The 24410-nt window shown below is 68.2% G+C and carries 21 protein-coding genes, 1 tRNA gene and 1 pseudogene; 8 read left to right on the forward strand and 15 right to left on the reverse strand.

The genetic code is table 11. The features are described from left to right. Positions 1-310 precede the first annotated feature (310 nt). The 7 genes from IB228_RS03610 to tviB form a co-directional block, all read right to left on the reverse strand. A complete protein-coding gene (locus IB228_RS03610) occupies positions 311-2185 on the reverse strand; it encodes a heparinase II/III family protein (RefSeq protein ID WP_192197595.1) in 1875 nt (624 codons plus the stop codon). A gap of 10 nt (positions 2186-2195) precedes the next feature. Continuing rightward, a complete protein-coding gene (locus IB228_RS03615; protein ID WP_192197596.1) occupies positions 2196-3503 on the reverse strand; it encodes a hypothetical protein in 1308 nt (435 codons plus the stop codon). A gap of 18 nt (positions 3504-3521) precedes the next feature. Continuing rightward, complete coding sequence (locus IB228_RS03620) at positions 3522-4286, reverse strand: polysaccharide biosynthesis protein (protein WP_141453386.1); 765 nt, start codon at positions 4284-4286, stop codon at positions 3522-3524. A gap of 10 nt (positions 4287-4296) precedes the next feature. Next, positions 4297-5892: an XrtA system polysaccharide chain length determinant gene (locus IB228_RS03625; RefSeq protein ID WP_183642521.1), complete on the reverse strand. Its 1596-nt coding sequence runs from the start codon at positions 5890-5892 to the stop codon at positions 4297-4299. Further along, complete coding sequence (locus IB228_RS03630; RefSeq protein ID WP_141453383.1) at positions 5892-6515, reverse strand: XrtA/PEP-CTERM system exopolysaccharide export protein; 624 nt, start codon at positions 6513-6515, stop codon at positions 5892-5894. Before IB228_RS03630 ends, IB228_RS03625 begins: the two co-directional genes overlap by 1 nt. 73 nt (positions 6516-6588) lie before the next feature. Continuing rightward, complete coding sequence (locus IB228_RS03635) at positions 6589-7596, reverse strand: NAD-dependent epimerase (RefSeq protein WP_183642518.1); 1008 nt, start codon at positions 7594-7596, stop codon at positions 6589-6591. Between the two features lie 52 nt (positions 7597-7648). Further along, positions 7649-8938 carry a Vi polysaccharide biosynthesis UDP-N-acetylglucosamine C-6 dehydrogenase TviB gene (gene tviB / locus IB228_RS03640; protein WP_305076301.1) on the reverse strand — a complete coding sequence of 430 codons (1290 nt, stop codon included), beginning with the start codon at positions 8936-8938 and terminating at the stop codon, positions 7649-7651. A gap of 201 nt (positions 8939-9139) precedes the next feature. Here tviB and galE point away from each other — a divergent pair, with 201 nt between their 5' ends. Then, entirely contained in the window at positions 9140-10156 is a 1017-nt protein-coding gene (galE, locus tag IB228_RS03645; protein ID WP_183642515.1) for a UDP-glucose 4-epimerase GalE, read from the forward strand. A gap of 102 nt (positions 10157-10258) precedes the next feature. Further along, positions 10259-11308 (forward strand): diguanylate cyclase, encoded by a 1050-nt coding sequence (locus IB228_RS03650; RefSeq protein WP_183642512.1) that lies wholly within the window; start codon positions 10259-10261, stop codon positions 11306-11308. 3 nt (positions 11309-11311) lie between these two features. Here IB228_RS03650 and IB228_RS03655 read toward each other — a convergent pair whose 3' ends face one another. The 6 genes from IB228_RS03655 to IB228_RS03680 all read right to left on the reverse strand — a co-directional run bounded on the left by IB228_RS03655 (position 11312) and on the right by IB228_RS03680 (position 16377). Next, a complete protein-coding gene (locus IB228_RS03655; protein WP_183642510.1) occupies positions 11312-12163 on the reverse strand; it encodes an alpha/beta fold hydrolase in 852 nt (283 codons plus the stop codon). Next, positions 12160-12972, reverse strand: coding sequence for a bifunctional hydroxymethylpyrimidine kinase/phosphomethylpyrimidine kinase (thiD, locus tag IB228_RS03660; protein ID WP_183642507.1), 813 nt, complete (start codon positions 12970-12972; stop codon positions 12160-12162). Before thiD ends, IB228_RS03655 begins: the two co-directional genes overlap by 4 nt. Positions 12973-13013: 41 nt before the next feature. Next, positions 13014-13691 (reverse strand): YoaK family protein, encoded by a 678-nt coding sequence (locus IB228_RS03665; RefSeq protein WP_183642505.1) that lies wholly within the window; start codon positions 13689-13691, stop codon positions 13014-13016. A 118-nt stretch (positions 13692-13809) separates the two neighbouring features. Further along, on the reverse strand, positions 13810-15210 hold the full coding sequence (locus IB228_RS03670; RefSeq protein WP_183642502.1) for a PhoH family protein: 1401 nt from the start codon (positions 15208-15210) through the stop codon (positions 13810-13812). 115 nt (positions 15211-15325) lie between these two features. Continuing rightward, on the reverse strand, positions 15326-15814 hold the full coding sequence (locus IB228_RS03675) for a peroxiredoxin (protein WP_183642500.1): 489 nt from the start codon (positions 15812-15814) through the stop codon (positions 15326-15328). Between the two features lie 2 nt (positions 15815-15816). After that, on the reverse strand, positions 15817-16377 hold the full coding sequence (locus IB228_RS03680; RefSeq protein ID WP_141453362.1) for a glycine cleavage system protein R: 561 nt from the start codon (positions 16375-16377) through the stop codon (positions 15817-15819). A 161-nt stretch (positions 16378-16538) separates the two neighbouring features. On the opposite strand from IB228_RS03680, the gene dapA reads away from it, so the two are divergent. Together dapA and IB228_RS03690 are read left to right on the forward strand one after the other, a co-directional pair. Next, positions 16539-17447 carry a 4-hydroxy-tetrahydrodipicolinate synthase gene (gene dapA / locus IB228_RS03685; RefSeq protein ID WP_183642497.1) on the forward strand — a complete coding sequence of 303 codons (909 nt, stop codon included), beginning with the start codon at positions 16539-16541 and terminating at the stop codon, positions 17445-17447. Positions 17448-17462: 15 nt separating this feature from the next. Further along, a complete protein-coding gene (locus tag IB228_RS03690) occupies positions 17463-17987 on the forward strand; it encodes a hypothetical protein (protein ID WP_183642495.1) in 525 nt (174 codons plus the stop codon). 102 nt (positions 17988-18089) lie between these two features. Here IB228_RS03690 and fdxA read toward each other — a convergent pair whose 3' ends face one another. Then, a complete protein-coding gene (fdxA, locus tag IB228_RS03695) occupies positions 18090-18413 on the reverse strand; it encodes a ferredoxin FdxA (RefSeq protein WP_141453356.1) in 324 nt (107 codons plus the stop codon). Positions 18414-18734: 321 nt separating this feature from the next. Here fdxA and IB228_RS03700 point away from each other — a divergent pair, with 321 nt between their 5' ends. The 3 genes from IB228_RS03700 (at position 18735) to IB228_RS03710 (ending at position 22818) form a co-directional block, all read left to right on the forward strand. Next, complete coding sequence (locus IB228_RS03700) at positions 18735-19439, forward strand: pirin family protein (RefSeq protein WP_183642492.1); 705 nt, start codon at positions 18735-18737, stop codon at positions 19437-19439. A gap of 133 nt (positions 19440-19572) precedes the next feature. After that, on the forward strand, positions 19573-20682 hold the full coding sequence (locus IB228_RS03705) for a PLP-dependent cysteine synthase family protein (RefSeq protein ID WP_183642489.1): 1110 nt from the start codon (positions 19573-19575) through the stop codon (positions 20680-20682). Positions 20683-20784: 102 nt separating this feature from the next. Beyond that, entirely contained in the window at positions 20785-22818 is a 2034-nt protein-coding gene (locus IB228_RS03710; RefSeq protein WP_183642487.1) for a M3 family metallopeptidase, read from the forward strand. Positions 22819-22904: 86 nt separating this feature from the next. Here the strand turns inward: IB228_RS03710 and IB228_RS03715 are convergent. Next, a tRNA-Glu gene (locus IB228_RS03715) sits at positions 22905-22979 on the reverse strand. A 118-nt stretch (positions 22980-23097) separates the two neighbouring features. Here IB228_RS03715 and pcnB point away from each other — a divergent pair. Beyond that, a pseudogene (gene pcnB / locus IB228_RS03720) lies at positions 23098-24402 on the forward strand (polynucleotide adenylyltransferase PcnB); the annotation flags it as partial. Between the last annotated feature and the right edge of the window lie 8 nt (positions 24403-24410).

A 24410-nucleotide genomic window follows, 5' to 3' on the forward strand; every position in this document is an offset into this window, starting at 1 on the left:
GGCGCCAGCGGGCGGACCGCGGCGGGCGGGGGACACCGGAAAACGGGATGCGCGACAAGGGGATCTCCTGGCAAGGAAACCGCGCGCAGAAAGGAAAGACACGACCTGTGAATGATCGCCCGCTGCGGCTCCCCCTAGCCACATCGACCCGCGCAACGGCGAGCGCATCATAGCCGCATAACGGACTCGACCGCCGATAGCGGCCCCTGCGGCCCCTGCTTGTTCAGGTTTTAGATCGTTTGGTGGGGAAGTCGTGACGATGACATGACCCGAACAGCGGCGTCACCGGAGTGGAACTGTGACGGAAGCATCATTGTTCACTGAGTTCGACCAGATAGCCGGCCTGACCGCCTTCCACGTCCAGCCGCCAGCCGCTGCGGAACTCCTGCGCGTCCACGCTGCTCCAGTCGTGCGCGCGCAGGGTGGCGCCGGCCGGTTCCAGCACCCGGATCTTCAGCCGCCCGGCCTGCGCCTCGTTGCCCTGGATGCGTGGCTTCTCCGGCACGTTGACCTGGAAGATCGCGCGCGTGCCCGCGCCGAGCTTGAAGGTGTCGCGCACCAGCAGCTTGCGGCCGCCGAAATCGATGCGTCGCTGCCAGCTGTCCAGCGCGGGATTGCCGCGGTAGACGGGGGTCAGGTCGGCGGTCGCGGTCAGTCCGCCATCCGGATTGCGGGTCAGGCTGAGTTTGGAGCGTGACTGCGGTGATTCGCACTGGTGGACGACCACGTCGCCGCGCGGCGCGGCGCACTGCTGGGCGTCGGGGTTGCTGCGTTCGAAGCGGACCACGTTGTGGACCGGCGTGCCCTGCTGGATGCCGCTGTGGCTCCAGATGTTCTCGCTCACCGCCAGCCAGTCGCGTGCGAACAGGGTGAACGAACCCTGGTCCTGGTGCGCATGGCTCTCGTTGTAGGGACCGGCGACGAACGACAGCCACATCGCGTCCTTGTCCCAGCCGGTGCGGGCGAACAGATGGCCCGCGCCCTCGGCCAGGTAGATCAGATCGGTCGGCGCCGCACCGCCTTCGCCGGCGGGCAGCAGATCGTAGCGGCTATTGAAGCCCTGGCTCATCCGCGGCACCGAGATGTGGCCCAGCCACCAGGACGACATCGCCAGCGCATTCGGTTCCTGGGTGAGCTGGCGCGCTTCCAGCACCAGCCGGCGGTGGTAGTCGAACAGTTCCGGAACCGAGTTGCGCGCCTGGTCGCCGATCGGCGCGAAGCGATCCATCGTCGGTACGGTCGCATGCACCCAGTAGGCGATGCTGTCGTGCGCGTGCGGATTGGCGTTGGCCAGATCCTCGCCGGTGCTGTCGCGCCACAGCCGGTACAGGCCGAACAGGCGCATCTGCGCCGCGCCGTAACCGGTTCCTTCGCGGCTGCCGCCGCCGGGCAGGCCGGCGAAGTACGCCTGCAGCGGCGGCAGGCGGCGCTCGCGCAGTTCCTTCATCCAGGTCGGATTGCCGCTGACCAGCGCCCAGTACATGGTCGCTTCCAGGAAACTGTAGTAGTAGTTGTTGCCGGGATTGTCGATCGACCAGCCGCTCCACGGATGCGCCTTGCCGCCCCACTGCGCCTGCGCCGGATGCCAGACATTCCACACCGCCTGCTCGGCGTAGTCGGACCAGCGCTTGCGCCGCGCGGCGTCGATGTCCGCCGGGCAACTGTGCAGGGTCATCGCCAGGTCGGCCAGGTGCGGGCCGACTTCCAGGTAGGAGTCGCCGGAGATCGCCGGACGGCCGCCGGAGGCGATCGTCGCCTCGGCTTCGGATACCTGCTGCTCGACCATGCGCACGGCCAGGTCGCAATACTTGGCGCCATCGCTGAGCAGGAACATCAGCGCCGCGTCGCCGGCGGCGAACGCGTAGCCGGGGCTGCCGGCCACCGCGCTGTCGACCCAGCCGCGGAAGCGCGAGTAGGCCGACGAACGCCGGTCCACCCGTGAAAGTTCGAGGTTCAGCGCATCCTTGCCGGTCGCCGCCGCCATCGCGGGTGCCGCCGGCGATGGCGCCTCGGCCGGTGGAGGCGGCGGCGTGGCGGCCTTCTGTTCCGGCAGGCCGGCGCCGGTTTCGCTGCACTGGCCCATCGCCGCGGCCAGCAGGGCCAGCGCCAGCAGGAACACGCTGGGCCAGCCATGGCTCTTCATGCGCGAAGCGGGCGACGGGGAAGGCGAGGGGCGCGTGCGCATGATGGCGGCCTCAGCGGTTGGTGTAGGACACGCTCAGATAGACGATGTTCTGCGAGACGTCCTGGCCCAGATCGGTGCTTTCGCGCTTGTAGCGCTCCCACAGCAGGCCCAGGCTCCAGTGCCGCGACCATTCGTAGCGCAGGGTCGCGCCCAGGCGGGTGGTCTTGTCCTCGCGATTGAGCACGGTGTATTCGAGCTTCTCGTGGGTCGCGTAGGTGCCCAGGGTCAACGACTGCCGCACCAGCCAGTGCAGGTCGAAGCGCGCGCCGCGGTTCTTCTGGTCGAACTCGTCCGAATCCACGTAGTTGCGCTTCTGCACATAGGGCGAAATCGAGAAGTTGGTGCGGGTGCTGGTGAACTGGTAGCCCAGGTCCAGGCTGCGCACCTCGTAAGGCGACGCGTTGACGATGGCGTCGCCGGTCAGCACGTGTTCGGGCACGGTGGCCGGTGCGTCGGTATCGATGCCCCGCAGTGCGTCCGTGGCGGTATCGGAGAACTGGCTGGCGATGGCGGCGGTGAACTGGCTGCGCGAGGTCGGGTTCCACTCGGCGTCCAGTCGGATCAACGGATCCGAACGGCTTTCGCCCTGGCGGTAGTCGATGCGCGAATAGCCCAGGTCGGCGCCCAGCTCGAAATGCGCGAGCGTGCGCGAGTAGCGGGCGAACAGGTCGTAGCGGTTGTAGTCGCGGGCGACGACATCATTGTCGAAATCCACCCGCTGTGCCTGGAAGTTCGCCGACATCCGGCTGGTCGCCGAGAATTCCTTGATCGCGCGCAACGCGGCGGCGACGCGCTGCGAGTTGAATTCGTCGGTGATCTCGGCATCGCTGTTGACGTAGCGCAGCTCGGCCTGGCCGCGCAGCGCGGAACTCCAGTTGAACAGCAGGGTCGGGCCGAGCGAGAACACGTTGACCTGCTGGCGGTTGCCGGGTGCATCCGGCGCCAGCGCATTGACCGGCTGCACCGACAGGTTGTCCTCGACGGTGAAGAACAGGCGCTCGGGAATGGCGATCCAGTTCATCCGTCCGCTGAGGGTGCCGTCGACGGTGTCGTCGAACACGTCGTCCTCGTAGTCCCGGTATTCCACCCGTCCACCCAGGCTGAGCTGCAGCGCCGACAGGTTCTCGGTGACGGTGAATCCCAGGCCAGCGCGCAGGTAGCGCTGCTGGATCGGATCGAAGGGCGCGAGGGTGACGTTGTCGTTGTCCTCCACGCCCAGGTCGACGGTGTAGTCGACCCGGGCGGCCCAGGCGTCGGCCGGGATCCCGGCGAGCGTGGCGGCGGTGATGACCGAGGCTCCCACATACTTCATCGGCATGCGCCTGCTCCTTGCGTATCAGGGAATCTGGTTGAAGACCACGCCGGCGACCTTCTCGTGCGGGAAGCTGGCGACGGCCTTCTCGATGTTTTCCGGGGTCGCCTTGCCGTAGCCGGCCACCAGCACGACCAGATCCGCCAGTTCGGACAGGATGCGCGCGTCCGGCGAACCCAGCACCGAGGGGCTGTCGAGGATCAGGTAGCGATCGGGATAACGGCTGCGCAGCGAATCGACCATCGCCCGCATCTTGAACGAGCTGTAGGCCTCGCCGCTGGTCTCGCGCTGCGGACCGCTGGGAATAAGGCGAAGCCGTGGCACGCCGGTGCGGTAGATGATCCGCGCCAGGTCGCCCTCGCTGTCCTCCAGGTAGTCCATCAGCCCGCCGTGGCCGGCGTCGATGCGCAACGCGGTGTGCTGGGTGGGATGCAGTGCGTCGCAATCCACCAGCAGCGCCGACTTGCTGTCGTCGAAGGCGAACGCGGCCGCCAGGTTGCGGGCGACGAAACTGCCGCCGCAGCCGTGGGTGACCGGCGCGACCAGGGTGACGAAATTGCGCTCGCCGCCCAGCGCCAGCAGGCGCGTGCGCAGCTCGCGGAAGGCGTCGGCCTGTTCGCGTACCGAATCGTTGCGGTGGATGACCCGGCGCTCCTCCAGCTCGCGCGGCGTCAGCGCCTTGGGTTCATCCATGAGGGCCAGGGAGCGGGCGGTGTCGGCGCGGTTGGGCACGCCTTGCGAACGTTCGTTGTCCGGGGTCACGAGCGGTTCCAGAGTGGCTTGTTGCATGGCATCGTCCTCAGGCTGCGGCCATCTGCTTCAGCCCGAAGGCCAAGGCATAGGCGAGGACGACGACGACGAGCATGCCGATGCTCAGCGCGTTGCGCTTGAGCTGCAGGCGGCGATCGTGCGGCGAGGCGTAGGCCGGCACCGAGGTCAGCAGCACCAGGCCGGTGGCCTTCTGCAGCTGGCGGGCCGAGCGGATGCGCGGGTCGAAGCGGGCGCGCAGGAACAGCAGGCCGATCGGCAGCGCGACCGCCACCAGCAGGCCGGCGATGGCGAAATGCAGGAAGCGCAGGCCGGTCGGGCGCAGCGGCATCGTCGCCGGATCCTGCACGCGCAGGGTCAGGCCGCGCTTCTCGCGATCCAGCTCCATCGACACGCGGGCGTTCTCGCGCCGGCGCAGCAGATCCTGGTAGATGTCGCGGTTGACTTCGTAGTCGCGGGTCAGCTCGGCCAGCGCGCTTTCCGACTCGGCGATGCGGCGGCTGCGGTTGAGCTCATCGTTGAGCATCGACTCGGCGATCGACATCCGCGACTGGGTCGCGGCGACTTCGCGCCGGGTCTGCGCCTGCTGGCTGCGCAGTTCCTGGTACAGCGGGTTCATCTGGGTGTCGTCGAACGGGCTGTTGCCCTGCGGCGCCTGCGCGCGGCGCTGCTGTTCATTGGTCATGGCCTGCTGCAGGTCCGCCATCTGGTGGCGGATGCGGACCACGTCCGGGTGCTGTTCGGTGTAGTTGAGCAGTAGCCGATCCAGCTGGCCCTGCAGTTCCAGCAGCTGCGCGCGGTACAGGCTTTCGCGGGTGGCCACCGCGGTCACCGCCGATTCGCCCGACAGCTGGGAGGCGATCGCACCTTCGCGCGAACGCTGTTCCAGCAGCGACATCCGGGTCTGTTCAACCTGGGTGCGCAGGGCGCTGATGCGGGTGTTGGCGTCGGTGGCGCTGCCGGGCTGGGCGTCGGCGTTGGCCGAACGGTAGTCGCGCAGCTTGTTCTCCGCTTCCATCAGCTTGGCGTGGTAGTCGGTGACCTGGCTGTCGATGAACTCGTAGGCCTCGCGGCTCTCGCGTTCCTTGGCGGCCAGGCTTTCCTGGATGAACAGCGCGCCCAGCCGCTCGGTGACGTCGTAGGTGCGCTTGGCGTCGGTGTCGCGGTACGCGATCTGGACCAGGTTCGGGCGCGGGCTGGTGATCGCGATGCGGCCCTTGAGCTGTTCCAGCAACCGATCCTGTTCCACCGGGGAAGGCTTGCTTTCCAGCCAGCCGCCGGCCTTCATCGCTTCTTCCAGCACCTTGCGGCTGTAGATGACCTGGCGGGCGATGCCGGCGCGGTCCACCACCTGGGTGGCCACCGCGCGGCCTTCCAGCAGCGGCTGGATGATGTCGCTTTCCTGGGCCAGGATGGTGGTGGCGGCGGTGTAGTTCTTGGGCAGCACCAGCAGCCCCACGACCAGCGTCAGCAGCGCGATCGCGGCGAAGATCGCGGCCATCGCCAGGCGGTTGCGCTTGGCTTCCTCCAGCAGGATCGGCACCAGTTCGTTCGGGGTCAGCGTGGTCGCGGCGGCCTGCGGCGCGGTGATCGCGCGGCGGGCGACGGGAAGGGGATTGTTGCTCATCAGAACGTCCGCTCGGGCACGGTGATCACGTCGCCGGGGGAGACCGGGTAGTTGGTGCTCAGGTCACCCCGGTTGAGGATGCGGTCCAGCCGCACGGCGTAGGTGCGGGTTTCCTCCGCGCTCTTGCGATGCAGGTCGGACCGATCCGGCGCGGCGAACTCGGTGATGCCGCCAGCGGCCAGCACGGCGTCGAGCACGGTCATGCCGGGACGGTAGGGCAGCGACACCGGCTGGCGCACGGCACCGGTCACGCGCACGCGCGAAAGGTACTCATGGCTGCGCAGGTCGGTGAGGATCACCGCCACCTGCGGATCGCGCACGAACGCGGCCAGTTTGTCCTGGATGTCCTTGGCGACTTCCTGCGGGGTGCGGCCACCGGCGGAGACATCGCCCACCAGCGGCACGGAGATCATGCCGTCCGGCCGGACCGGCACGGTGATGCCGAGTTCCGGATTGCGCCACACCGAGACCTGGACGATGTCGTCCACGCCGATGTGGTAGGCGTCGGTGGCCATCGTGGTGGTGGCGACCGGCGGCGGCGCGTCGCTGCCCGAGGTGGTGGCGCACGCGGCGAGCAGTAGCGAAAGACCTGCGGCGGCAAGGCCGGCAAGGGCGCGTCTCATCGGAAGTTTCCCCTGTGGTGTGGATTACCCGGGAAAACGCGGCGGACGGCCGAAACCGGCCAAGCGGAAGGGGTCAGACCCGGTAGAAATCCCGGTACCAGTCGACGAAACGGCGCACGCCGGTCTCGATCGGCGTGGACGGCGCGTAGCCGGTGTCCCGGCTCAGCGCGGCGACGTCGGCATAGGTGTCCGGCACGTCGCCCGGCTGCAGCGGCAGCAGGTTGCGCTCGGCCTTGCGGCCCAGGCAATCCTCCAGCACCTCGATGTAGCGCAGCAGTTCCACCGGCTGGTGGTTGCCGATGTTGTACACGCGGTACGGCGCGCTGGAGGTGGCCGGGCTGGGCACCAGCGGGTCATAGTCCGGGTCCGGCCCGGGCACCCGGTCCAGGGTGCGGATCACGCCCTCGACGATGTCGTCGATGTAGGTGAAGTCGCGGGTGTGGCGGCCGTGGTTGAACACGTCGATCGGTTCACCGGCGAGGATCCTGCGGGTGAACAGGAACAGCGCCATGTCCGGCCGGCCCCACGGACCGTAGACGGTGAAGAAGCGCAGGCCGGTGGTGGGCAGGTCGAACAGGTGGCTGTAGGTATGCGCCATCAGTTCATTGGCCTTCTTGCTGGCCGCGTACAGGCTGACCGGATGGTCGACGCTGTCCTCGACCGCGAACGGCAGCTTGCGGTTGGCGCCGTAGACCGAACTGGAGGACGCGTACACCAGGTGCTCGACCCGGCGATGGCGGCAGGCTTCCAGGATATTGGTGAAGCCGACGATGTTGCTGTCGATATACGCCTGAGGGTTCTCCAGCGAATAGCGCACGCCGGCCTGCGCGGCCAGGTTGACCACCCGCTGCGGGCGGAACCCGTCGAAGGCCTGCTCCAGCGCGGTGCGATCCTCCAGCGCGGCGTTCACGAACCGGAAGCCCGGCCGCGGCAGCAGGCGGTCCAGACGGGCCTGCTTCAGCCGCGGGTCGTAATACGGGTTGAGGTTGTCATAGCCGAGCACCTCGTCGCCGCGCGCCAGCAGGCGCTCGCTCAGGTGATAGCCGATGAAGCCGGCGGCGCCGGTGACCAGTACGCGCATGAAAGCCCTTGGACGGTTCGGATGGGGAGTCCGACGGTAGGCGGAGCCGTGTCTAGAGGCTGTCGTCGACCGCCGCGCGCGGCAGGGCGCGCTTGACGTCGAATAATACCGCGCCGGGCTTGCCGAAGCCGCGGATGCCGTCCACGCCCAGGGCAATGAACTCGCGGTGCGAGACCGCCAGGATCACCGCGTCGTACGCACCCGGCTGGGGTTCGGCAACCAGTTCCAGCCCGTATTCCTCGCGCGCCTCGGTCGCGCTCACCCACGGGTCATGGATGTGCACGTTGGCGTTGTAGCTGCGCAGTTCGGCGACGATGTCCACCACCCGGGTATTGCGCAGGTCGGGGCAGTTTTCCTTGAACGCCAGGCCCAGGATCAGCACGTTGGAGCGGGTGGTCTGCAGGCCGCGCTGGCCCATCAGCTTGGCCACGCGCTGGGCCACGTGCCCGCCCATGCCATCGTTGATCCGGCGGCCGGCCAGGATCACGTCCGGGTGGTAGCCGATCTGCTGGGCCTTGTGGGTCAGGTAATAGGGATCCACGCCGATGCAGTGGCCGCCGACCAGGCCGGGGCGGAACGGCAGGAAGTTCCACTTGGTGCCGGCGGCTTCCAGCACCTCGTGGGTGTCGATGCCCAGGCGATGGAAGATCAGCGCCAGTTCGTTGATCAGGGCGATGTTGACGTCGCGCTGGGTGTTCTCGATGACCTTGGCCGCCTCGGCCACGCGGATGCTGGAGGCCTTGTGGGTGCCGGCGGTGACGATCGCGCCGTACAGCGCATCGACGAAATCGGCCACCTCCGGGGTGGAACCTGAGGTCACCTTGGTGATGGTTTCCAGGCGGTGCTGCTTGTCGCCGGGATTGATCCGCTCGGGGCTGTAGCCGGCGTAGAAGTCGTCGTTGAACACCAGTCCGGACTCGCGCGCGATGATCGGCACGCAGACTTCCTCGGTCGCGCCGGGGTAGACGGTGGACTCGTAGATGGCCACGCCGCCGGGACCGATCGCGCGGCCGACGGTGCGGCTGGCCGATTCCAGCGGGCGCAGGTCCGGGCGCTTGTACTCGTCGATGGGGGTGGGCACGGTCACGATGAACACATTGCAGCCCTTGAGCGCTTCCGGATCATCGCTGAAATCCAGCAGGCTGGCGGCCTTGAGCTCGGCCTCGGAGACTTCCAGGGTGTGGTCGTGGTGGCGGCGCAGTTCCTGCACGCGCTTGCCGTTGATGTCGAACCCCAGCGTGGGGAAGCGGCGCCCGAAGGCCGTGGCGAGCGGGAGGCCGACGTAGCCAAGGCCGATCACGGCGATCTTGACCTGGTCGAGCGCGGGCAGTGAGGCATTCATCAAACGTCGTTCCCCTGTGGTGGACATGCGACCGCTGAAGTCTAGCGGGTGTGTACGCCGGGAAACGCGCAAACCATCGCGGAGAGGACACGCCGGGGCCCGGACGCGGGGTTGGCCTGTCCGGCGCGGTCCTCGCGTATCACGGGATGGAGCACGGCCCATCCCGGGCCGGGCCATGGGACGAATCGACGGGACCGGGGAATGCGTATCCTGCTCTGTGGCGGTGCCGGCTACATCGGTGCGCACACCTATGTGGAACTGGCCGCGCGCGGTCACCACGTGCACATCGCCGACAACTTCTCAAACAGCTCACCGCGGGTGCTGGGCCGGCTGGAAAGGATCACCGGCCAGGTGCCGGTCTGCCATACCCTCGATCTGCGCGACCGGGCCGCCATCCACGCGCTGTTCGACGCGCACGCCTACGACGCCGTGGTCCATTTCGCCGCGCTGAAATCGGTCGGCGAATCCTGCCAGCGCCCCCTGGACTACTTCGAGAACAACATCGGCGGCACCATCCACCTGCTGCAGGCCATGCGCGCGTCCGGCGTGCGCCGCCTGGTGTTCAGCTCCTCGGCCACGGTCTACGGCGATCCGGAACAGGTCCCCATCCATGAAGAGGCGCCCCTGCGGGTCACCAATCCCTACGGCCGCACCAAGCTGGTGATGGAAGAGCTGATCGGCGATCTGTGCCGCGCGGATCCGGATTTCCATGTCGTCAACCTGCGCTACTTCAACCCGGTGGGCGCGCACGTATCCGGATTGATCGGAGAGGATCCCGCCGGCATCCCCAACAACCTGATGCCCTATATCTGCCAGGTGGCGGTGGGCCGGCGCGAACGCCTGCACATCTTCGGCGGGGATTACCCCACCCGCGACGGCACCGGCGTGCGCGACTACATCCACGTGACCGATCTGGCGCGCGCCCACGCCGACGCGCTGGCCGCGCCCGCGCATGCGGGCGGCAACCTGACCGTCAACCTGGGAACCGGGCAGGGTGTCAGCGTGCTGGAACTGGTCCGGGCCTTCGCACGGGCCTCGGGGCGGGAAATCCCTTACGAGATCGTTGGCCGCCGCACCGGCGATGTGGCCGAAGTCTACGCGGATCCTTCGCGCGCGCAGGCGATGCTGGGCTGGCGCGCGGGCCTGGATGTCGACGCCATGTGCGAAGACGCCTGGCGCTGGCAGTCGATGAATCCGCGCGGATACGAGGCGGCCTGACCCGACGTACGCGGGCGCACGGCGCCGGCGCATGCCTTCGCCGCTGGACGCTGCCGGCCCGTTCGCGGAGAATCCGCCGGACGGAGCCACCGACCGCTTGTCTTGCCACTGGAACGCGCGAACCGCATCGACGAGCAGACCCGCAGCCGCTTCGGCTTCCGTACTTATCGGATGCGGGTGCTGGGACTGGGGCTGGGCACCCTTTGCGTCGGCGCGGTCCTGCACGAGCACGGCGACGGTCCCGGCCTTTGGCTGCTGCTGCTGTTCAATGGCCTGGTCTGGCCGCACCTGGCCTATTGGCGCGTCCGCCGCAGCGCTGACCCGATCAACGACGAATACCGCAACCTGACCTTCGACGCCGCGATGGGCGGCTTCTGGGTCGCCGCGATGCGCTTCGATGCGCTGCCCAGCGCGCTGCTGGCGGTGATGCTCACGATGGACAAGGTCATCATCGGCGGTCCGCGCTTCGGCGCCCGCACGCTCGGGGCGATGGTGCTGACCTGCCTGGCGGCGAGCGCGGCCTGGGGATTCGCCTTCGAACCGCGGACCAGCTATCCGGTGGTGCTGGCCTGCCTGCCGTTCCTGGCGATCTATCCGATGGCGATCGGCTTCGCCACCCATGCCATCTCGCGCAAGGCGCAGCAGCACAAGGATCTGCTGGAGAAGATGGCGCGCTTCGACGCCGCCACCGGCCTGATGAACCGGCAGCAGTGGCTGTACGCGGTGTCGGTGGAACTCAACCGCTACCAGCGCGCGCGCCGGCCGGCGGTGCTGGTGCTGATCGACATCGACCATTTCAAGCAGATCAACGACACCCGCGGGCACACCATCGGCGATGGCGTGGTGGAGGAATTCGCGCGCCTGATGAAGGCCTGCCTGCGCGATGCCGACACCGGCGGACGCTATGGTGGCGATGAATTCGGCATCGTCATGCCGGAGACCCAGTGGGAGGACGCGATCGTCGCGGCCGAACGCCTGCGCCGGCAGGTGGCGGCCTACGCGTTCACCCGTGACGGCCTGCGCTGCACGGTCAGCATCGGCCTGGCCGAGATCAGTCCGTCGATGGCTACAGTGAGCGACTGGATCGACGCTGCCGATCGCGGTCTCTACCAGGCCAAGCGCAAGGGCCGCGACTGCATCGTGGTCGGCTGAGCCTCAGTCCGCGTCGTCCGTTCCGCACAGCGCGGCGGCGACGGCGTCGGGTTGTTTCATCCAGGCGAAATGGTCGGCGCGGGCGCCCAGCGCGCGGGCGTCCAGCCGCAGCACGTGCTTGCGTGCGCGCGGGAATTTCGCCAGCAGCCCGGCCAGCGAAGCAGGCGGCGCCAGCCAATCGCGATTGAACAGCACGCCGCGGATCGCCGGCGCCGCGCCGGCCATGGCCGCGTCCAGATCCGCGTCCAGCCCGACGGCGGCATAGTGGCCGCTCAGGCCCACCGTGGCCCAGTCGCCGATCAGGCCGCGCGCCTCCTCCCCGCCGAAGCCCAACTGCCGGCCGGGAAAGGTGCCGCGTCGACGCGCCAGCCAGATCGCGAACTGGTAGAACCAGGGGAGCAGCCAGCCACGCGGCGGGGCGAAGGTTTTCCAGTACGGGGTGCCGCTGGCGACCAGCCACAGCCGCTCGAACGCCTGCGGATGCAGCCCCAGGTAGCAGGCGGCCAGTTGCCCGCCCAGGCTGTGCCCGCCGATGAAGCTGGGGGTGCCGGCGGCCTGCGCACGCACCCGCGCGTGACTGGCCGGCAGGTCCTCGGTGAGCAGTTCGCGGTAGCCCCAGTCGTGCCGGCGATCCGGGCGCAGGTTGCTGCCGCCGTTGCCGCGCCATTCGTGCAGATACACCGCGACGCCGCGCGCGGCCAGCGCTTCGGCGAAGGGCAGGTAGTGGCGGGCGGCGACGCCGAGCGCCGGCAACCAGAGCAGGTGCGCGCGTGGTTGTTCCGGCACGCGCGCGGCCAGTGTCCAGGCATGGCCATCGGCGCTGGCCGCCGGCAGTTCGCGGGCGTCGATGTTCATCGGCAAGGCGAGGCTCCGAAATGATCCAGGACGACGACCGCGCTGCGGCCGGGGCGATAGCCCTGCTTCAGTGCGGCATGCACGTAATCGGAGGCGGCGAAGCAGGCGTCGGCCAGCGCCATGCCGCGGCACAGGTTGGCGGCGATCGCCGAGGCCAGGGTGCAGCCGGTGCCGTGCGCTTCCAGCGCCAGGCGCGGATGGGAAATGCCGCGCACGCCGGAGGCGTCGGCGAACAGATCGGTGACGTCGTCCGCGCCCGGCAGGTGTCCGCCTTTCAGGAACACCGCCTTCGCGCCCAGCTCGCGCAGGGCGAGCGCGGCGGCATGCATGTCGTCCAGGCTGGTGATCCCGCGGCCACCGAGCAGCAGCTCGGCTTCCGGCAGGTTCGGCGTGACCACGCTGGCCAGCGGCAGCAGGTGTCCGCGCAATGCCTGCAGGGCGCTGTCCTCCAGCAGCTTGGCGCCGCTGGTCGCGACCATCACCGGATCCACCACCACGTGCGCCGGCGCGCGCGCGCGCAGTACCCCGGCGACGGTTTCGATCACCTCGGCGGTGGCGAGCATGCCCAGCTTGGCCACGCGCACGTCGAAATCGTCGAAGCTGGCGTCCAGCTGCGCGCGCAGGAAATCCATCGGCGGCACGTTCACTGCGGTCACGCCGCGGGTGTGCTGGGCGGTCAATGCGGCGATGGCCGACAGGCCATGCACGCCATGCGCGGCGAAGGTCTTGAGATCGGCCTGGATGCCGGCGCCGCCACCGGAGTCGGAACCGGCGATGGTGAGGGCGGAAACCACGGAAGGATGCGTCATGGCCGACATTGTGCCATCCGTCCGCGCCGCGGCGGCCGACGCTAGCCGCGCGCGGACCGGTGCACGCTCCAGTGCCGGTAGATCACGTAGCCCAGTCCGGTCATGCCGGTCAGCAGGGCCGGCGCGAACAACGCTTCATAGCTCCAGCGCCGGAACAGCCAGGCACCGATCACGCCGCCGGCCAGGAAACCGCTGATGATCAGGCCGCTCAGGGTGAGCCGGCGCATCGGCAGCGGACGTCCGCGGATCAGGTGGCCCAGGCCGATGCCCAGGTCGGTGAACATGCCGCTGAGATGGGTGGTGCGCACCAGCGCACCGCTGTAGGTGGTGACCATCGCGTTCTGCAGGCCGCACGCGGTGGCCGCCAGCAGCCCGCCCCAGATCTGTTCCCGCTGGAACAACGGCACCGACGCCGCCAGCAGCAGCGCTTCCACCGTCAGCACCACGCCGTAGCGGCGCCCGAGCTGCAGGGTCTGGTCCTGGATGATCAGCCCGCTCAGGGTCGCGCCGAGGCAGAAGGCGATCAGCACGCCCCACAGGTGCGCGATGGAACGGCCGTCGCCGGCCGCCAGCGCCGCGCCGAGCAGGCTGGTGGTGCCGGTGAGATGGCTGATGGCCTGGTGCTCGAAGCCCAGGAAGCCGATGACGTTGACCATGCCGGCCACGCAAGCCAGCGCAATCGCGCCGATCCAGACCCAGCGCGGAAGTTGCATGCCCATGTGCAGGATGGATTCGCCGAACCAGCGGACGAGTCTATGCGATCAGCCCCGCATCCGCCTTGCCGCGGATGCGCGGTGGCGATGCCGGCGCGAACCGGCATCGCCACCGGCGTGCGCCTTACAGCACTTCCGAAGCGTAGTCCGCCAACCGCGAACGCTCGCCGCGGCGCAGGGTGATGTGCGCGCTGTGCGCCCAGCCCTTGAACCGATCCACCGCGTAGGTGAGGCCGGAGGTGGTTTCGGTCAGGTAGGGCGTGTCGATCTGCTCGACGTTGCCCAGGCAGACGATCTTGGTGCCCGGACCGGCGCGGGTGATCAGCGTCTTCATCTGCTTGGGCGTCAGGTTCTGGGCTTCGTCCAGGATCAGGTAGCGGCTCAGGAAGGTGCGGCCGCGCATGAAGTTCATCGAGCGGATCTTGATCCGGCTGGCGAGCAGGTCGTTGGTTGCCGCGCGGCCCCAGGCGCCGCCTTCCTGGTTATGGGTCAGCACTTCCAGGTTGTCGGTCAGCGCGCCCATCCACGGCGTCATCTTTTCCTCCTCGGTGCCGGGCAGGAAACCGATGTCCTCGCCGACGCTGACGGTGGCGCGGGTCATGATGATCTCGCGGTAGCGCTGCTGGTCCATCGTCTGCGCCAGGCCGGCGGCCAGCGCCAGCAGGGTCTTGCCGGTGCCGGCGGTGCCGAGCAGGGTGACGAAATCGATCTCCGGATCCATCAGCGCGTTGAGCGCGAAGTTCTGCTCGCGGTTGCGCGCGGTGATGCCCCACACCGCATGCTGGCCGTGGCGGAAATCATCGACGATGGTGAGCGTGGCCTTGCGATCCGCGCCGACCTTGACCACCCGCAGTTCGACTTCGTCGTCGCCGGGCAGGTACAGGTACTGGTTCGGATGCCAATCCTCGTCGTCGGCCAGGGTGATCTCGTAACTGGTGCGGCCCTTGTCGCTCCAACTGCGCAGATCGGCGTTGTGCTTGTGCCAGAAATCCTCGCCCAGCTCGGTGGCGCCGGTGTACAGCAGGCTGAAATCGTCGAGCGCGCGATCGTTCTCGTAGTCCTCGGCGGCCAGTCCGCTGATCGAGGCCTTGATGCGCAGGTTGATGTCCTTGGACACCAGGATGACCGGGACTTCCGGATGCTCCTCGCGCAGTTCCAGCACCGCCGCCAGGATCTTGTTGTCCGGCGCGACAGTGCCGAAGGTGCGGCCGGGATCCACCGGCTTGACCTGGAAATACAGTTTGCCGATCTGTCCACGCGCCTTCAGCTGCAGGCCCTGCGGATGGGTCAGGGTGATGCCGGCCTGGATGTGGTCGGCGCCGGCGCCCACGATCAGTTCGTTGAGGAAACGGCTGACCTGGCGGGCGTTGCGGCTGACTTCGGAGGTGCCCTTCTTGGCGTTGTCCAGTTCCTCGATCACCTGCATCGGCAGGAACACGTCATGTTCTTCGAACTTGAACAGCGCCGTGGGGTCGTGCATCAGCACGTTGGTGTCCAGCACATAGATGCGCTTGCTTCGGGTCATTCAGGCAGCCTCATGGAGGATGATATGTGTGAACACGCGCCGCGGAGAGCGCACAGCAGCGAACCACCACGCCCGCCGCGACTCGGGATGGTGGAGAAAAGGGAGCACCGTTCGATCACTGGGTTTGGAGCGCCTTCAGTGCGTCCAGCACGGCCTGGGCATGGCCGGGAACCTTGACGCCGCGCCACTCCTGGGCGAGGCGGCCGTCAGGTGAAATCAGGAAGGTGCTGCGGACCACGCCGAGCACCTTGCGGCCGTACATGTTCTTCTCGTGGATCACGTCGAAGGCCTGGCACAGCTTCTCGTCGGCATCGCTGACCAGCGGGAATTTGAAGCCCTGCTTTGTGCAGAAATTGTCGTGCGACTTGACCGAATCGCGCGACACGCCGAGCACGCCGGCATTCAATTTCTTGAACTTCGGCAGCAGCGCGTTGAAATCCAGGCCCTCGGTGGTGCAGCCGGGCGTGCTGTCCTTTGGATAGAAATACAGCACCAGCCACTGGCCGGCATGGTCGGCGAGGGTAGCGGTTTCGCCGCCGGACAGCGCCAGCGGCAGCTTGAGGGTCGCCTTGGGCAGGGCCTTGCCGATGCTGATCGCCGTCATTGTCAGAACTTCATCGGATCCATGATCGCGTCCAGGTTCAGATGGTCGCAGAATTCGAGGAAATCGTCGCGCAGCGCGGCGATGTGCATGTTGGCCGGCACCCCGATGGTCACCTGCGCCGAGAACATCTCAGCGCCGGTCTGCATGGCGCGGTAGCGGGTGCTCTGCAGGTTCTCGATGGTGATGCCCTGGCGGTCGAAGAAGTCGGCCAGCTGGAACAGGATGCCCGGCTTGTCGGCGGCCACCACTTCCACGATGTACGGCAGCAGGTTGGACTGCACGACCTTGGGACCGGTGCGGTACCAGACCAGCTTCAGGCCTTCCTCGCGCTCCAGCCGGGTCATCATCGCCTCCAGCTTGGCCACCGAGTCCCAGGAACCGGTCGCCAGCGCGGTCACCGACACGTCCCGGCCCACCGTGGACAGGCGGGCATCGACCAGATTGCAGCCACTGTCCGCGATCCGGCGCGTCACCGCCAACAGCGGGGACTCCGGATGCGTCGTATAGGCGTTGATCAGGAGGTGGTTTTCGTTCGGCGAAGGCCGGGGCGTGGGATCGGTCAAAGCGGCTTCCGGCAGGGCGGCGAGTCTGAATGGCACCCCGGGCGGGCGCCCGGCACGGGATCCAGCATACTTGCCCGCGCTTTCACGCCGCAAGTAACATCGCAGGGTGCGCGGATTCCGCGCCGCCCCTGTTCAACGAAGACGTTCAAGAAGGCAAACGCTTGTCCCTTTCCGGCAGCATTACCGCACTGGCCACGCCGTTCACGGACGCTGGCGAACTCGACCTCGACGCCTGGCGCCGACTGCTCAAACGGCAGATCGACGGCGGCACGCAGGGCGTGGTCGTCGCCGGTTCGACCGGCGAGGCGGCCGCGCTGTCGGACGAGGAATACGAGCGGCTGCTGCGCGTGGCGGTGGAAATCCTCGGCGGCCGCATTCCCGTGCTGGCCGGTACCGGGCAGATGAACACCGCCAAGACCATCGCCCAGACCCGCCGCGCGCAGGTCGCCGGCGCCGACTACGCGCTGGTGGTCACTCCGCCTTACGTGCGTCCCACCCAGGCCGGCCTGGTCGCGCATTACCGCGCGGTGGCCGAGCAGGGCGGCCTGCCGGTGGTCCTGTACAACGTGCCGGGCCGCACCGGTTGCGATCTGTTGCCGGAGACGGTGGCCCAGCTTGCGCCGCACCCGCACATCATCGGCATCAAGGAAGCCCGTTCCGAGCCCGAGCGCATGACCGCGCTGCTGGCGCTGCGCAACGACGGTTTCGTGATCCTCAGCGGCGACGATCCCACCGCCGGCCGCGCCATGCTGGCCGGTGCCGACGGACTGATCTCGGTCGGCTCCAACGCACTGCCGCGCACCTTCCGCAGGCTGTGCGATCGCGCCCGCGCCGGAGATGCCGCGGCGGTCGCCGCGCTCGACGCCGAACTCGGCGACATCTATGGCTTCCTCGGGGTGGAATCCAATCCCATCCCGGTCAAGGCGCTGCTGCAGCGCCAGGATGTCGGCAGCGGGCTGCGCCTGCCGCTGCTGCCGCTGTCCGAGGCCCACCACGACACCGCGAACCGTCTGGCCGAACAGGCGAGCCGGCTCGAAGAACAATCCAGCCGCGAAACGATCGCGGCCTGAACCCAGGAGAACACCATGCGTTTTTCGCCTTCGCTCATGCGTCCGCTCGCCCTCGCGCTGCTGGCCGTTTCCGTGGCCGGCGGCCTGTCGGGCTGCAAGTGGTTCAGCAAGAAGGGCGCCAAGGGCGACTATGCGCTGAGCCCGGAAATGCGTCCGCTGGAAGTCCCGCCGGATCTCAACCTGCCCAGCACCGCCGGCGCGATGAACCTGCCGGCCACCGCTTCGCAGGTGCAGTCGCAAGGCCAGGGCAGCGCGCCGGCCGCCGCTTCCAACACCGGTTTCAACGCCACCGGTAGCCGCGACGAGGTGTTCACCAAGGTCGGCGACGCGCTCGGTGGTATCGAAGGCGTGACCATCGCCAGCCGCGCGCAGCTGCTGGGCACCTACGACGTGAACTACGAAGGCAGCAACTTCCTGGTGCGCGTGGTCGGTGTCCAGGCCGGCGCCTATGTCTCGGCCGTGGATCCGCGTGGCCTGCCCGCGCAGGGTGACGCGCCGACCAAGCTGATCGCCGCGCTCAAGGCCAAGCTCGGCAACTGAGCCCGGGCATCGCCTGAAACGGAAAAGGCGCCGCAAGGCGCCTTTTTCATGCCCGTCGCGCGCGGCGCGGGGCGGATTCGCCGGCGTGCCGGCGCGTGGCGATCAACGTTCCAGCAGCGGCAGCTTGCCGGGCTTGCCTTCCCATTCCTTGGCGTCGGGCAGCGGTTCCTTGCGGGTGGTGATCACCGGCCAGGCCCGCGACAGCTCCGCGTTCAACTGCACGTAGTTTTCCTGCCCGGCGGGGACGTCGTCCTCCGGATAGATCGCGTTGATCGGGCATTCCGGTTCGCACAGCGTGCAGTCGATGCACTCATCGGGATCGATCACCAGGAAGTTCGGACCCTCGTGGAAACAATCCACCGGGCAGACTTCCACGCAATCGGTGTACTTGCATTTGATGCAGTTCTCGGTGACGACGAAGGGCATTGGCAGAACATCAAAACGGAAAACCCGACAAGTTTAATGCAACGCACTCATCCGGATGACATTGATTGCGTTTTGCGTCCCTGGAGCGTCGCCGGACTCCCGGTCCGGCATGGAGTGGTGCCGGGCAAGCGCAGGAAGCGGGCGGCGGATACGGGTGTCGACAGGCCAGCGCGGGCGCCGATTCGTTCCGTTTCTTGCGAGCCGATGCGGTCTGGAAGCCCTATTGTCTCGAAATTGGAACAGCCCATTGGCCGGCGGCCCGTTTATCCTGCGCGGGCGGAACCACATCCTTTCGCCAACGTTTCCCGTGGAGGTTCCCCGATGATCACCCTGCGTCCGGCCGCCGAGCGCGGCCACGCCAACCATGGCTGGCTGGATTCCTGGCACAGCTTCTCGTTCGCCGGCTATTACGACGACAACCACGTGCACTGGGGCCCGCTGCGGGTCCTCAACGAGGATCGCGTGGAAGCCGGGCGCGGTTTCGGCCAGCACGGGCACCGCGACATGGAAATCATCAGCTACGTGCTGGAAGGCGCATTGGGCCACAAGGATTCGATGGGCAACGCGTCCAGCATCGTGCCGGGCGACGTGCAGCGGATGAGCGCCGGCACCGGCGTGCAGCATTCGGAATTCAATTACAGCGAATCCGGCACCACCCATTTCCTGCAGATCTGGATCATCCCGGACCGCCAGGGCATACCGCCTTCCTATGAGCAGAAGGCGTTTTCCGCCCAGGAAAAGCAGGGCCACCTGCGCCTGATCGCCAGCCCGGACGGCGCGGACGGTTCGGTGGGCATCCATCAGGACGCGCGCGTCTACGCCGGCCTGTTCGACGGCGACGAGAAAGCCGAACTGCGCCTGGCCGAGGGCCGGCTCGGGTACGTACATGTCGCCCGCGGCGAGCTGACCGTCAATGGTCATGCGCTGGCGGCCGGCGATGCCCTGCTGTACGACGGCGAGCCGCTGGTCACCGTCGCCGGCGGCCGCAGCGCGGAAGTGCTGGTGTTCGATCTGCCGAGGATCTGATCAGGGAATCTGCTCGGGGAGGCCGGGCCGGACCGCGGCTGGCATCGCGCCATCCGCGGCGCCCGGGCGGAAGTGGGATAATGCCGGGCGACCGCTCCAGCCCCGTTTCCACTTGCCCGGACATTCCCGCTCCATGTCGCACCGTCACTGGGTGGCCGCGTCCATCCGCAGGATCGAAGCCGATTTCAACCGTTCGGCCGACACCCACCTGATTCCGCTGTCGCTGCCGGGCTATCCGGACATCGATTTCTATTTCAAGGACGAATCCAGCCATCCCACCGGCAGCCTCAAGCACCGGCTGGCGCGCTCGCTGTTCCTGTACGCGCTCGCCAACGGCTGGCTGCGCGAGGGCGCGCCGGTCATCGAGGCGTCCAGCGGATCCACGGCGGTGTCGGAGGCCTACTTCGCGCGCCTGCTCGGCTTGCCGTTCATCGCGGTGATTCCGGCCAGCACTTCGCCGGAGAAAATCGCCGCGATCGAATTCCAGGGCGGTCGCTGCCACCTGATCGAACGCGCCTGCGATCTCGACGATGCCTCGCGCCAGCTCGCGCGGGAGACCGGCGGGCATTTCATGGATCAGTTCACCTACGCCGAGCGCGCCACCGACTGGCGTGCCAACAACAACATCGCCGAATCGATTTTCAAGCAGATGGCGGCCGAACCGCACCCGGTGCCGGCCTGGATCGTCTGCAGCCCCGGTACCGGCGGCACCGCCGCCACCCTCGGCCGCTATGTGCGCTACCGCCAGCACGCCACCGACATCCTGTGCGCGGATCCGGAAATCTCGATGTTCTACGACGGCTACCGGGAAGCACTGGCCGGCCGGCCGTGGCGCGAGCTGTCCAGCACCGGCGGTTCGCGCATCGAGGGCATCGGCCGGCCACGGGTGGAAGCCAGCTTCCTGCCCAGTTGCGTGGACGCGATGGTCAAGGTGCCGGACGCGCTGTCGCTGGCGGCGATGCGCGAGGTCAGCGCGCGGCTGGGACGCCGGGTCGGCGGTTCCACCGGCACCAACTTCGTCGGCGTGCTGTGGGCAGCGCAGCGGATGAAACAGGCTGGACGCGCGGGTTCGATCGTGACCATCCTGTGCGATGCCGGCGAGCGCTACGCGCACAGCTACTACGCCCCGGCGTGGTACGCGGACAACGGCATCGAGGTGAGCGGCAGCGATGCGGCGATCGCCGCCGCCACCGCCGGCGGGGAGCTGCCGGATCTGCCCTGGACGGCGCAGGCCGCGGCCTGAACGACATCGCGCCGGCGCGGGCGCACGCTTGCATCCGCCCCGGTCGCCTCCACTCTGGCAGGATACTTCCGCCTTCCGACGGCTGATTCCAGGAGCCCCGACGTGACCCTTCCGCTGCTCGATTTTTCCGGCCTGCCGCGTTTCGACGCGATCAAACCCGATCAGATCACGCCCGCCATCGACCAGTTGCTGGCCGAGGCGGACGCGGCGGTGAAGCGGGCCGAAACGATCGCGCCGGTGAGCTGGGAGAGCTTCGTGGTGCCGCTGGACGACGCCACCGAGCGGCTGTACCGGGCCTGGGGCCAGGTCGCCCACCTGCAGGCCGTGGTCAACACGCCGGAACTGCGCGAGGCCTACAACGCCAACCTGCCCAAGGTCACCCGATTCGGCAGCGCGCTGGGGCAGAACCTGGCGCTGTACGCGCAATACAAGGCACTGGCGCAGTCGCCCGAAGCGAAGGATTACGACGCCGCGCGGCGCAAGGCGCTGGAAAACGCGTTGCGCGATTTCCGCCTCGGCGGCGCCGAACTGGACGAGGCCGGCAAGGCCCGCTTCACCGCCATCCGCGAGGAACTGTCGGCGTTGGCGGCGAAGTTCTCCAACAACGTGCTGGACGCGACCGATGCGTGGGCGCTCTACGTCGAAGACGAATCGCGGCTGGCGGGCCTGCCGGCCGACGTGCTGGCGGCCGCCCGTGCGCAGGCGGAAAAGGACGGGCGCGCCGGCTGGAAGTTGACCCTGCAGATGCCGTGCTACCTGCCGGTGCAGACCTATGCCGAGGATCGTGGCCTGCGCGAACAGCTCTACCGCGCCAGCGCCGTGCGCGCCTCCGAACTGGGCGACGACGCCGGGCTCGACAACAGCGCGCTGATCGATCGCATCCTGGCGCTGCGCACCGAACTGGCGGCGTTGCTCGGGTTCGCCAGCTACGCGGACTATTCGGTCGCCACCAAGATGGCCGACAGTCCGCAGGCGGTGCTGGCGTTCCTGCGCGATCTCGGCGCACGCGCGCTGCCGCACGCGCGGCGCGATCGCGCGGAACTGGAGGCGTTCGCCAGGGACGAGCTCGGACTGGACGATCTGCAGGCCTGGGATCTGGCCTGGGCCAGCGAGAAGCTCAAGCAGGCGCGCTACAGCTATTCCGGGCAGGAAGTGAAGCAATACTTCACCGAGCCGAAGGTACTGGCCGGCCTGTTCGATCTCATCCATGCGCTGTACGGCCTGCGGGTCGAACCGGACCAGGCGCCGACCTGGCATCCGGACGTGCGCTTCTACCGGCTGGTCGGCGACGATGGCCAACTGGTCGGCCAGTTCTATCTCGATCTCTACGCCCGCGAGGGCAAGCGCGGCGGCGCCTGGATGGACGATGGCCGCAACCGCCGCGAGCGCGGCGCGGGGCAGGGCGCGCAGACGCCTCTGGTGTACCTGGTCTGCAACTTCGGCCGTGGCGCCGAGGGCAAGCCGGCCACCTTCAGCCACAACGAGGTCACCACGCTGTTCCATGAAATGGGCCATGGCCTGCACCAGTTGCTGACCGCGATCGGCGAGCTGGCGGTCGCCGGCATCAACGGCGTGGAATGGGACGCGGTGGAGCTGCCCAGCCAGTTCATGGAGAACTTCTGCTGGGAGTGGGAGCGCGTGCGGGCGATGACCGCGCATGTGGACACCGGCGCACCGCTGCCGCGCGATCTGTTCGATCGGATGCTGGCGGCGAAGAACTTCCAGAGCGGCATGGCGACCGTGCGCCAACTGGAGTTCGGCCTGTTCGACATGCTGCTGCACGCCGGCGGCCTGGATCCGGCCGGCGACAGCGTGCTGGCGCTGCTGGAACGCGTGCGCGACGAGATCGCGGTGAACCGGCCGCCGAGCTGGAACCGCTTTCCGCACCAGTTCAGCCACATCTTCGCCGGCGGCTACGCCGCCGGTTACTACAGCTACAAATGGGCCGAGGTGCTGAGCGCCGACGCCTACGCCGCGTTCGAGGAAACCCCGGGGCAACTGGCCGAAACCGGCGCGCGTTTCCGCCGGGAAGTGCTGGGACGGGGCGGCAGCCGCGGGGCGGCCGAGAACTTCCGCGCATTCCGCGGGCGCGAGCCACGCATCGACGCGCTGCTGCGGCACAGCGGCATGGGCTAGGCGAGGGGAACGGCCGGCGGGTGTGCGGACGGAAAAGCCGCCGCCGGCGCCTCGGGAGCGGGTCCGCGAGGTGACTTCAGCCGGAATGGCGCTCCCTAGGGGACTCGAACCCCTGTTTTAGCCTTGAGAGGGCCACGTCCTAACCACTAGACGAAGGGAGCGTTTGGGTGATGCCGGCGAAGCGCATTAGTATAGGCGGCTACCCCGGCGTTCGGCAATCGCCCGCCCCGGGGCACGAGACCACCTGACGGAACCGCCACCATTACCCCGAACACCGCCCTGCGCATCATTCCCCGCGACCAGCACCCGATCTCGCGCAAGGACATCAGTCCCAATGCCCTGCGCGTGCTGTACCGGCTGCGCGATGCGGGCTTCGCCGGCTATCTGGTCGGCGGCGCCGTGCGCGACCTGCTGGTCGGCGGGCATCCCAAGGACTTCGACGTCGCCACCGACGCCACCCCGGAGCAGGTCAAGCAGTTGTTCCGCAACTGCCGCCTGATCGGCCGCCGGTTCCGGCTGGCGCACGTGGTGTTCGGCAGCGAGATCATCGAGGTCGCCACCTTCCGCGCCAACAGCGACGATGGCAGCGGCGATCGCGAAATGGAGAACGGCCGGCTGGTCCGCGACAACGTCTACGGCACCGTCGAGGACGACGCGGTGCGCCGCGACTTCACCGCCAACGCGCTGTACTACGCCATCGAGGATTTCTCGGTACGCGATTACGTTGGCGGATTCGAGGATGTGCAGGCGCGCACGTTGCGGTTGATCGGCGATCCCGAGCAGCGTTACCGCGAGGATCCGGTGCGCATGCTGCGCGCGGTGCGGCTGGCGGCCAAGCTGGATTTCTCGATCGAGACGGCGACCGCCGAACCGATCGCGCGGCTGGCCTCGCTGCTGTCCGACGCGGCGCCCGCGCGCCTGTTCGAGGAAATCCTCAAACTGTTCCTGTCCGGCCACGCGGTGGCCAGCTTCGAGGGCCTGGAACGGTTCGGCCTGCTCGCCGTGCTGCTGCCGGAAACCGCGGCGGCGCTGGCTTCCAATCGCAGCGGAGCGCTGCGGCGCATGCTGATCGAGGGCCTGGCCGGCACTGATCGACGGGTGGCCAACGACGAGCCGGTGTCGCCGGCGTTCCTGTTCGCGCTGCTGCTGTGGCCGGCGTACTGCCGCGCCCTGATGGCGCTGCAGGCGCAGGGCGTGCACGCGGAGGAGGCGCAGCGCCGCGCCGCCGATCGGGTGACCCTGCACCAGCTCAACACGGTCGCGCTGCCGCGCCGGTTCTCGCTGCCGATGCAGGAGATATGGCTGCTGCAGACCCGCTTCGGCAACCGCCAGCGCAAGCGGGTCATGCGCCTGCTGACCCATCCACGCTTCCGCGCCGCGTTCGATTTCCTGGTGCTGCGCCTGTCCGCGTCCAGCGAACACGCCGAGGACGTGGCGTTCTGGCGCGAAGCGCAGGCGCAGTCGCCCGAGGCGCTGGCCAGCGCGCTGGTGTCCGCCGCCGGCAACCCGGACGAGGAGGGCGGTCCACAGGGCCGTCGTCGTCGCCGTCGCCGTCGCCGCAGCAGCGCCGCCTCGCCGGAATGAACTGGCCG

Origin of the sequence: Pseudoxanthomonas sp. PXM04 (genome assembly GCF_014851695.1) — a bacterium.
Classification (GTDB): Bacteria; Pseudomonadota; Gammaproteobacteria; order Xanthomonadales; family Xanthomonadaceae; genus Pseudoxanthomonas_A; species Pseudoxanthomonas_A beigongshangi.

What these genes read in the sequence shown, in the direction of transcription:
- fdxA (WP_141453356.1), bottom strand. Translation starts at nt 18,413, where the DNA reads ATGCCCTTCGTCGTCACCGAGAACTGCATCAAATGCAAGTACACCGAT.
- IB228_RS03665 (WP_183642505.1), bottom strand. Translation starts at nt 13,691, where the DNA reads ATGGGCATGCAACTTCCGCGCTGGGTCTGGATCGGCGCGATTGCGCTG.
- IB228_RS03690 (WP_183642495.1), top strand. Translation starts at nt 17,463, where the DNA reads ATGCGTTTTTCGCCTTCGCTCATGCGTCCGCTCGCCCTCGCGCTGCTG.
- IB228_RS03610 (WP_192197595.1), bottom strand. Translation starts at nt 2,185, where the DNA reads ATGCGCACGCGCCCCTCGCCTTCCCCGTCGCCCGCTTCGCGCATGAAG.
- IB228_RS03620 (WP_141453386.1), bottom strand. Translation starts at nt 4,286, where the DNA reads ATGCAACAAGCCACTCTGGAACCGCTCGTGACCCCGGACAACGAACGT.
- tviB (WP_305076301.1), bottom strand. Translation starts at nt 8,938, where the DNA reads ATGAATGCCTCACTGCCCGCGCTCGACCAGGTCAAGATCGCCGTGATC.
- IB228_RS03635 (WP_183642518.1), bottom strand. Translation starts at nt 7,596, where the DNA reads ATGCGCGTACTGGTCACCGGCGCCGCCGGCTTCATCGGCTATCACCTG.
- IB228_RS03675 (WP_183642500.1), bottom strand. Translation starts at nt 15,814, where the DNA reads ATGACGGCGATCAGCATCGGCAAGGCCCTGCCCAAGGCGACCCTCAAG.
- IB228_RS03655 (WP_183642510.1), bottom strand. Translation starts at nt 12,163, where the DNA reads ATGAACATCGACGCCCGCGAACTGCCGGCGGCCAGCGCCGATGGCCAT.
- IB228_RS03630 (WP_141453383.1), bottom strand. Translation starts at nt 6,515, where the DNA reads ATGAGACGCGCCCTTGCCGGCCTTGCCGCCGCAGGTCTTTCGCTACTG.
- IB228_RS03625 (WP_183642521.1), bottom strand. Translation starts at nt 5,892, where the DNA reads ATGAGCAACAATCCCCTTCCCGTCGCCCGCCGCGCGATCACCGCGCCG.
- IB228_RS03615 (WP_192197596.1), bottom strand. Translation starts at nt 3,503, where the DNA reads ATGCCGATGAAGTATGTGGGAGCCTCGGTCATCACCGCCGCCACGCTC.
- IB228_RS03670 (WP_183642502.1), bottom strand. Translation starts at nt 15,210, where the DNA reads ATGACCCGAAGCAAGCGCATCTATGTGCTGGACACCAACGTGCTGATG.
- IB228_RS03700 (WP_183642492.1), top strand. Translation starts at nt 18,735, where the DNA reads ATGATCACCCTGCGTCCGGCCGCCGAGCGCGGCCACGCCAACCATGGC.
- IB228_RS03705 (WP_183642489.1), top strand. Translation starts at nt 19,573, where the DNA reads ATGTCGCACCGTCACTGGGTGGCCGCGTCCATCCGCAGGATCGAAGCC.
- thiD (WP_183642507.1), bottom strand. Translation starts at nt 12,972, where the DNA reads ATGACGCATCCTTCCGTGGTTTCCGCCCTCACCATCGCCGGTTCCGAC.
- galE (WP_183642515.1), top strand. Translation starts at nt 9,140, where the DNA reads ATGCGTATCCTGCTCTGTGGCGGTGCCGGCTACATCGGTGCGCACACC.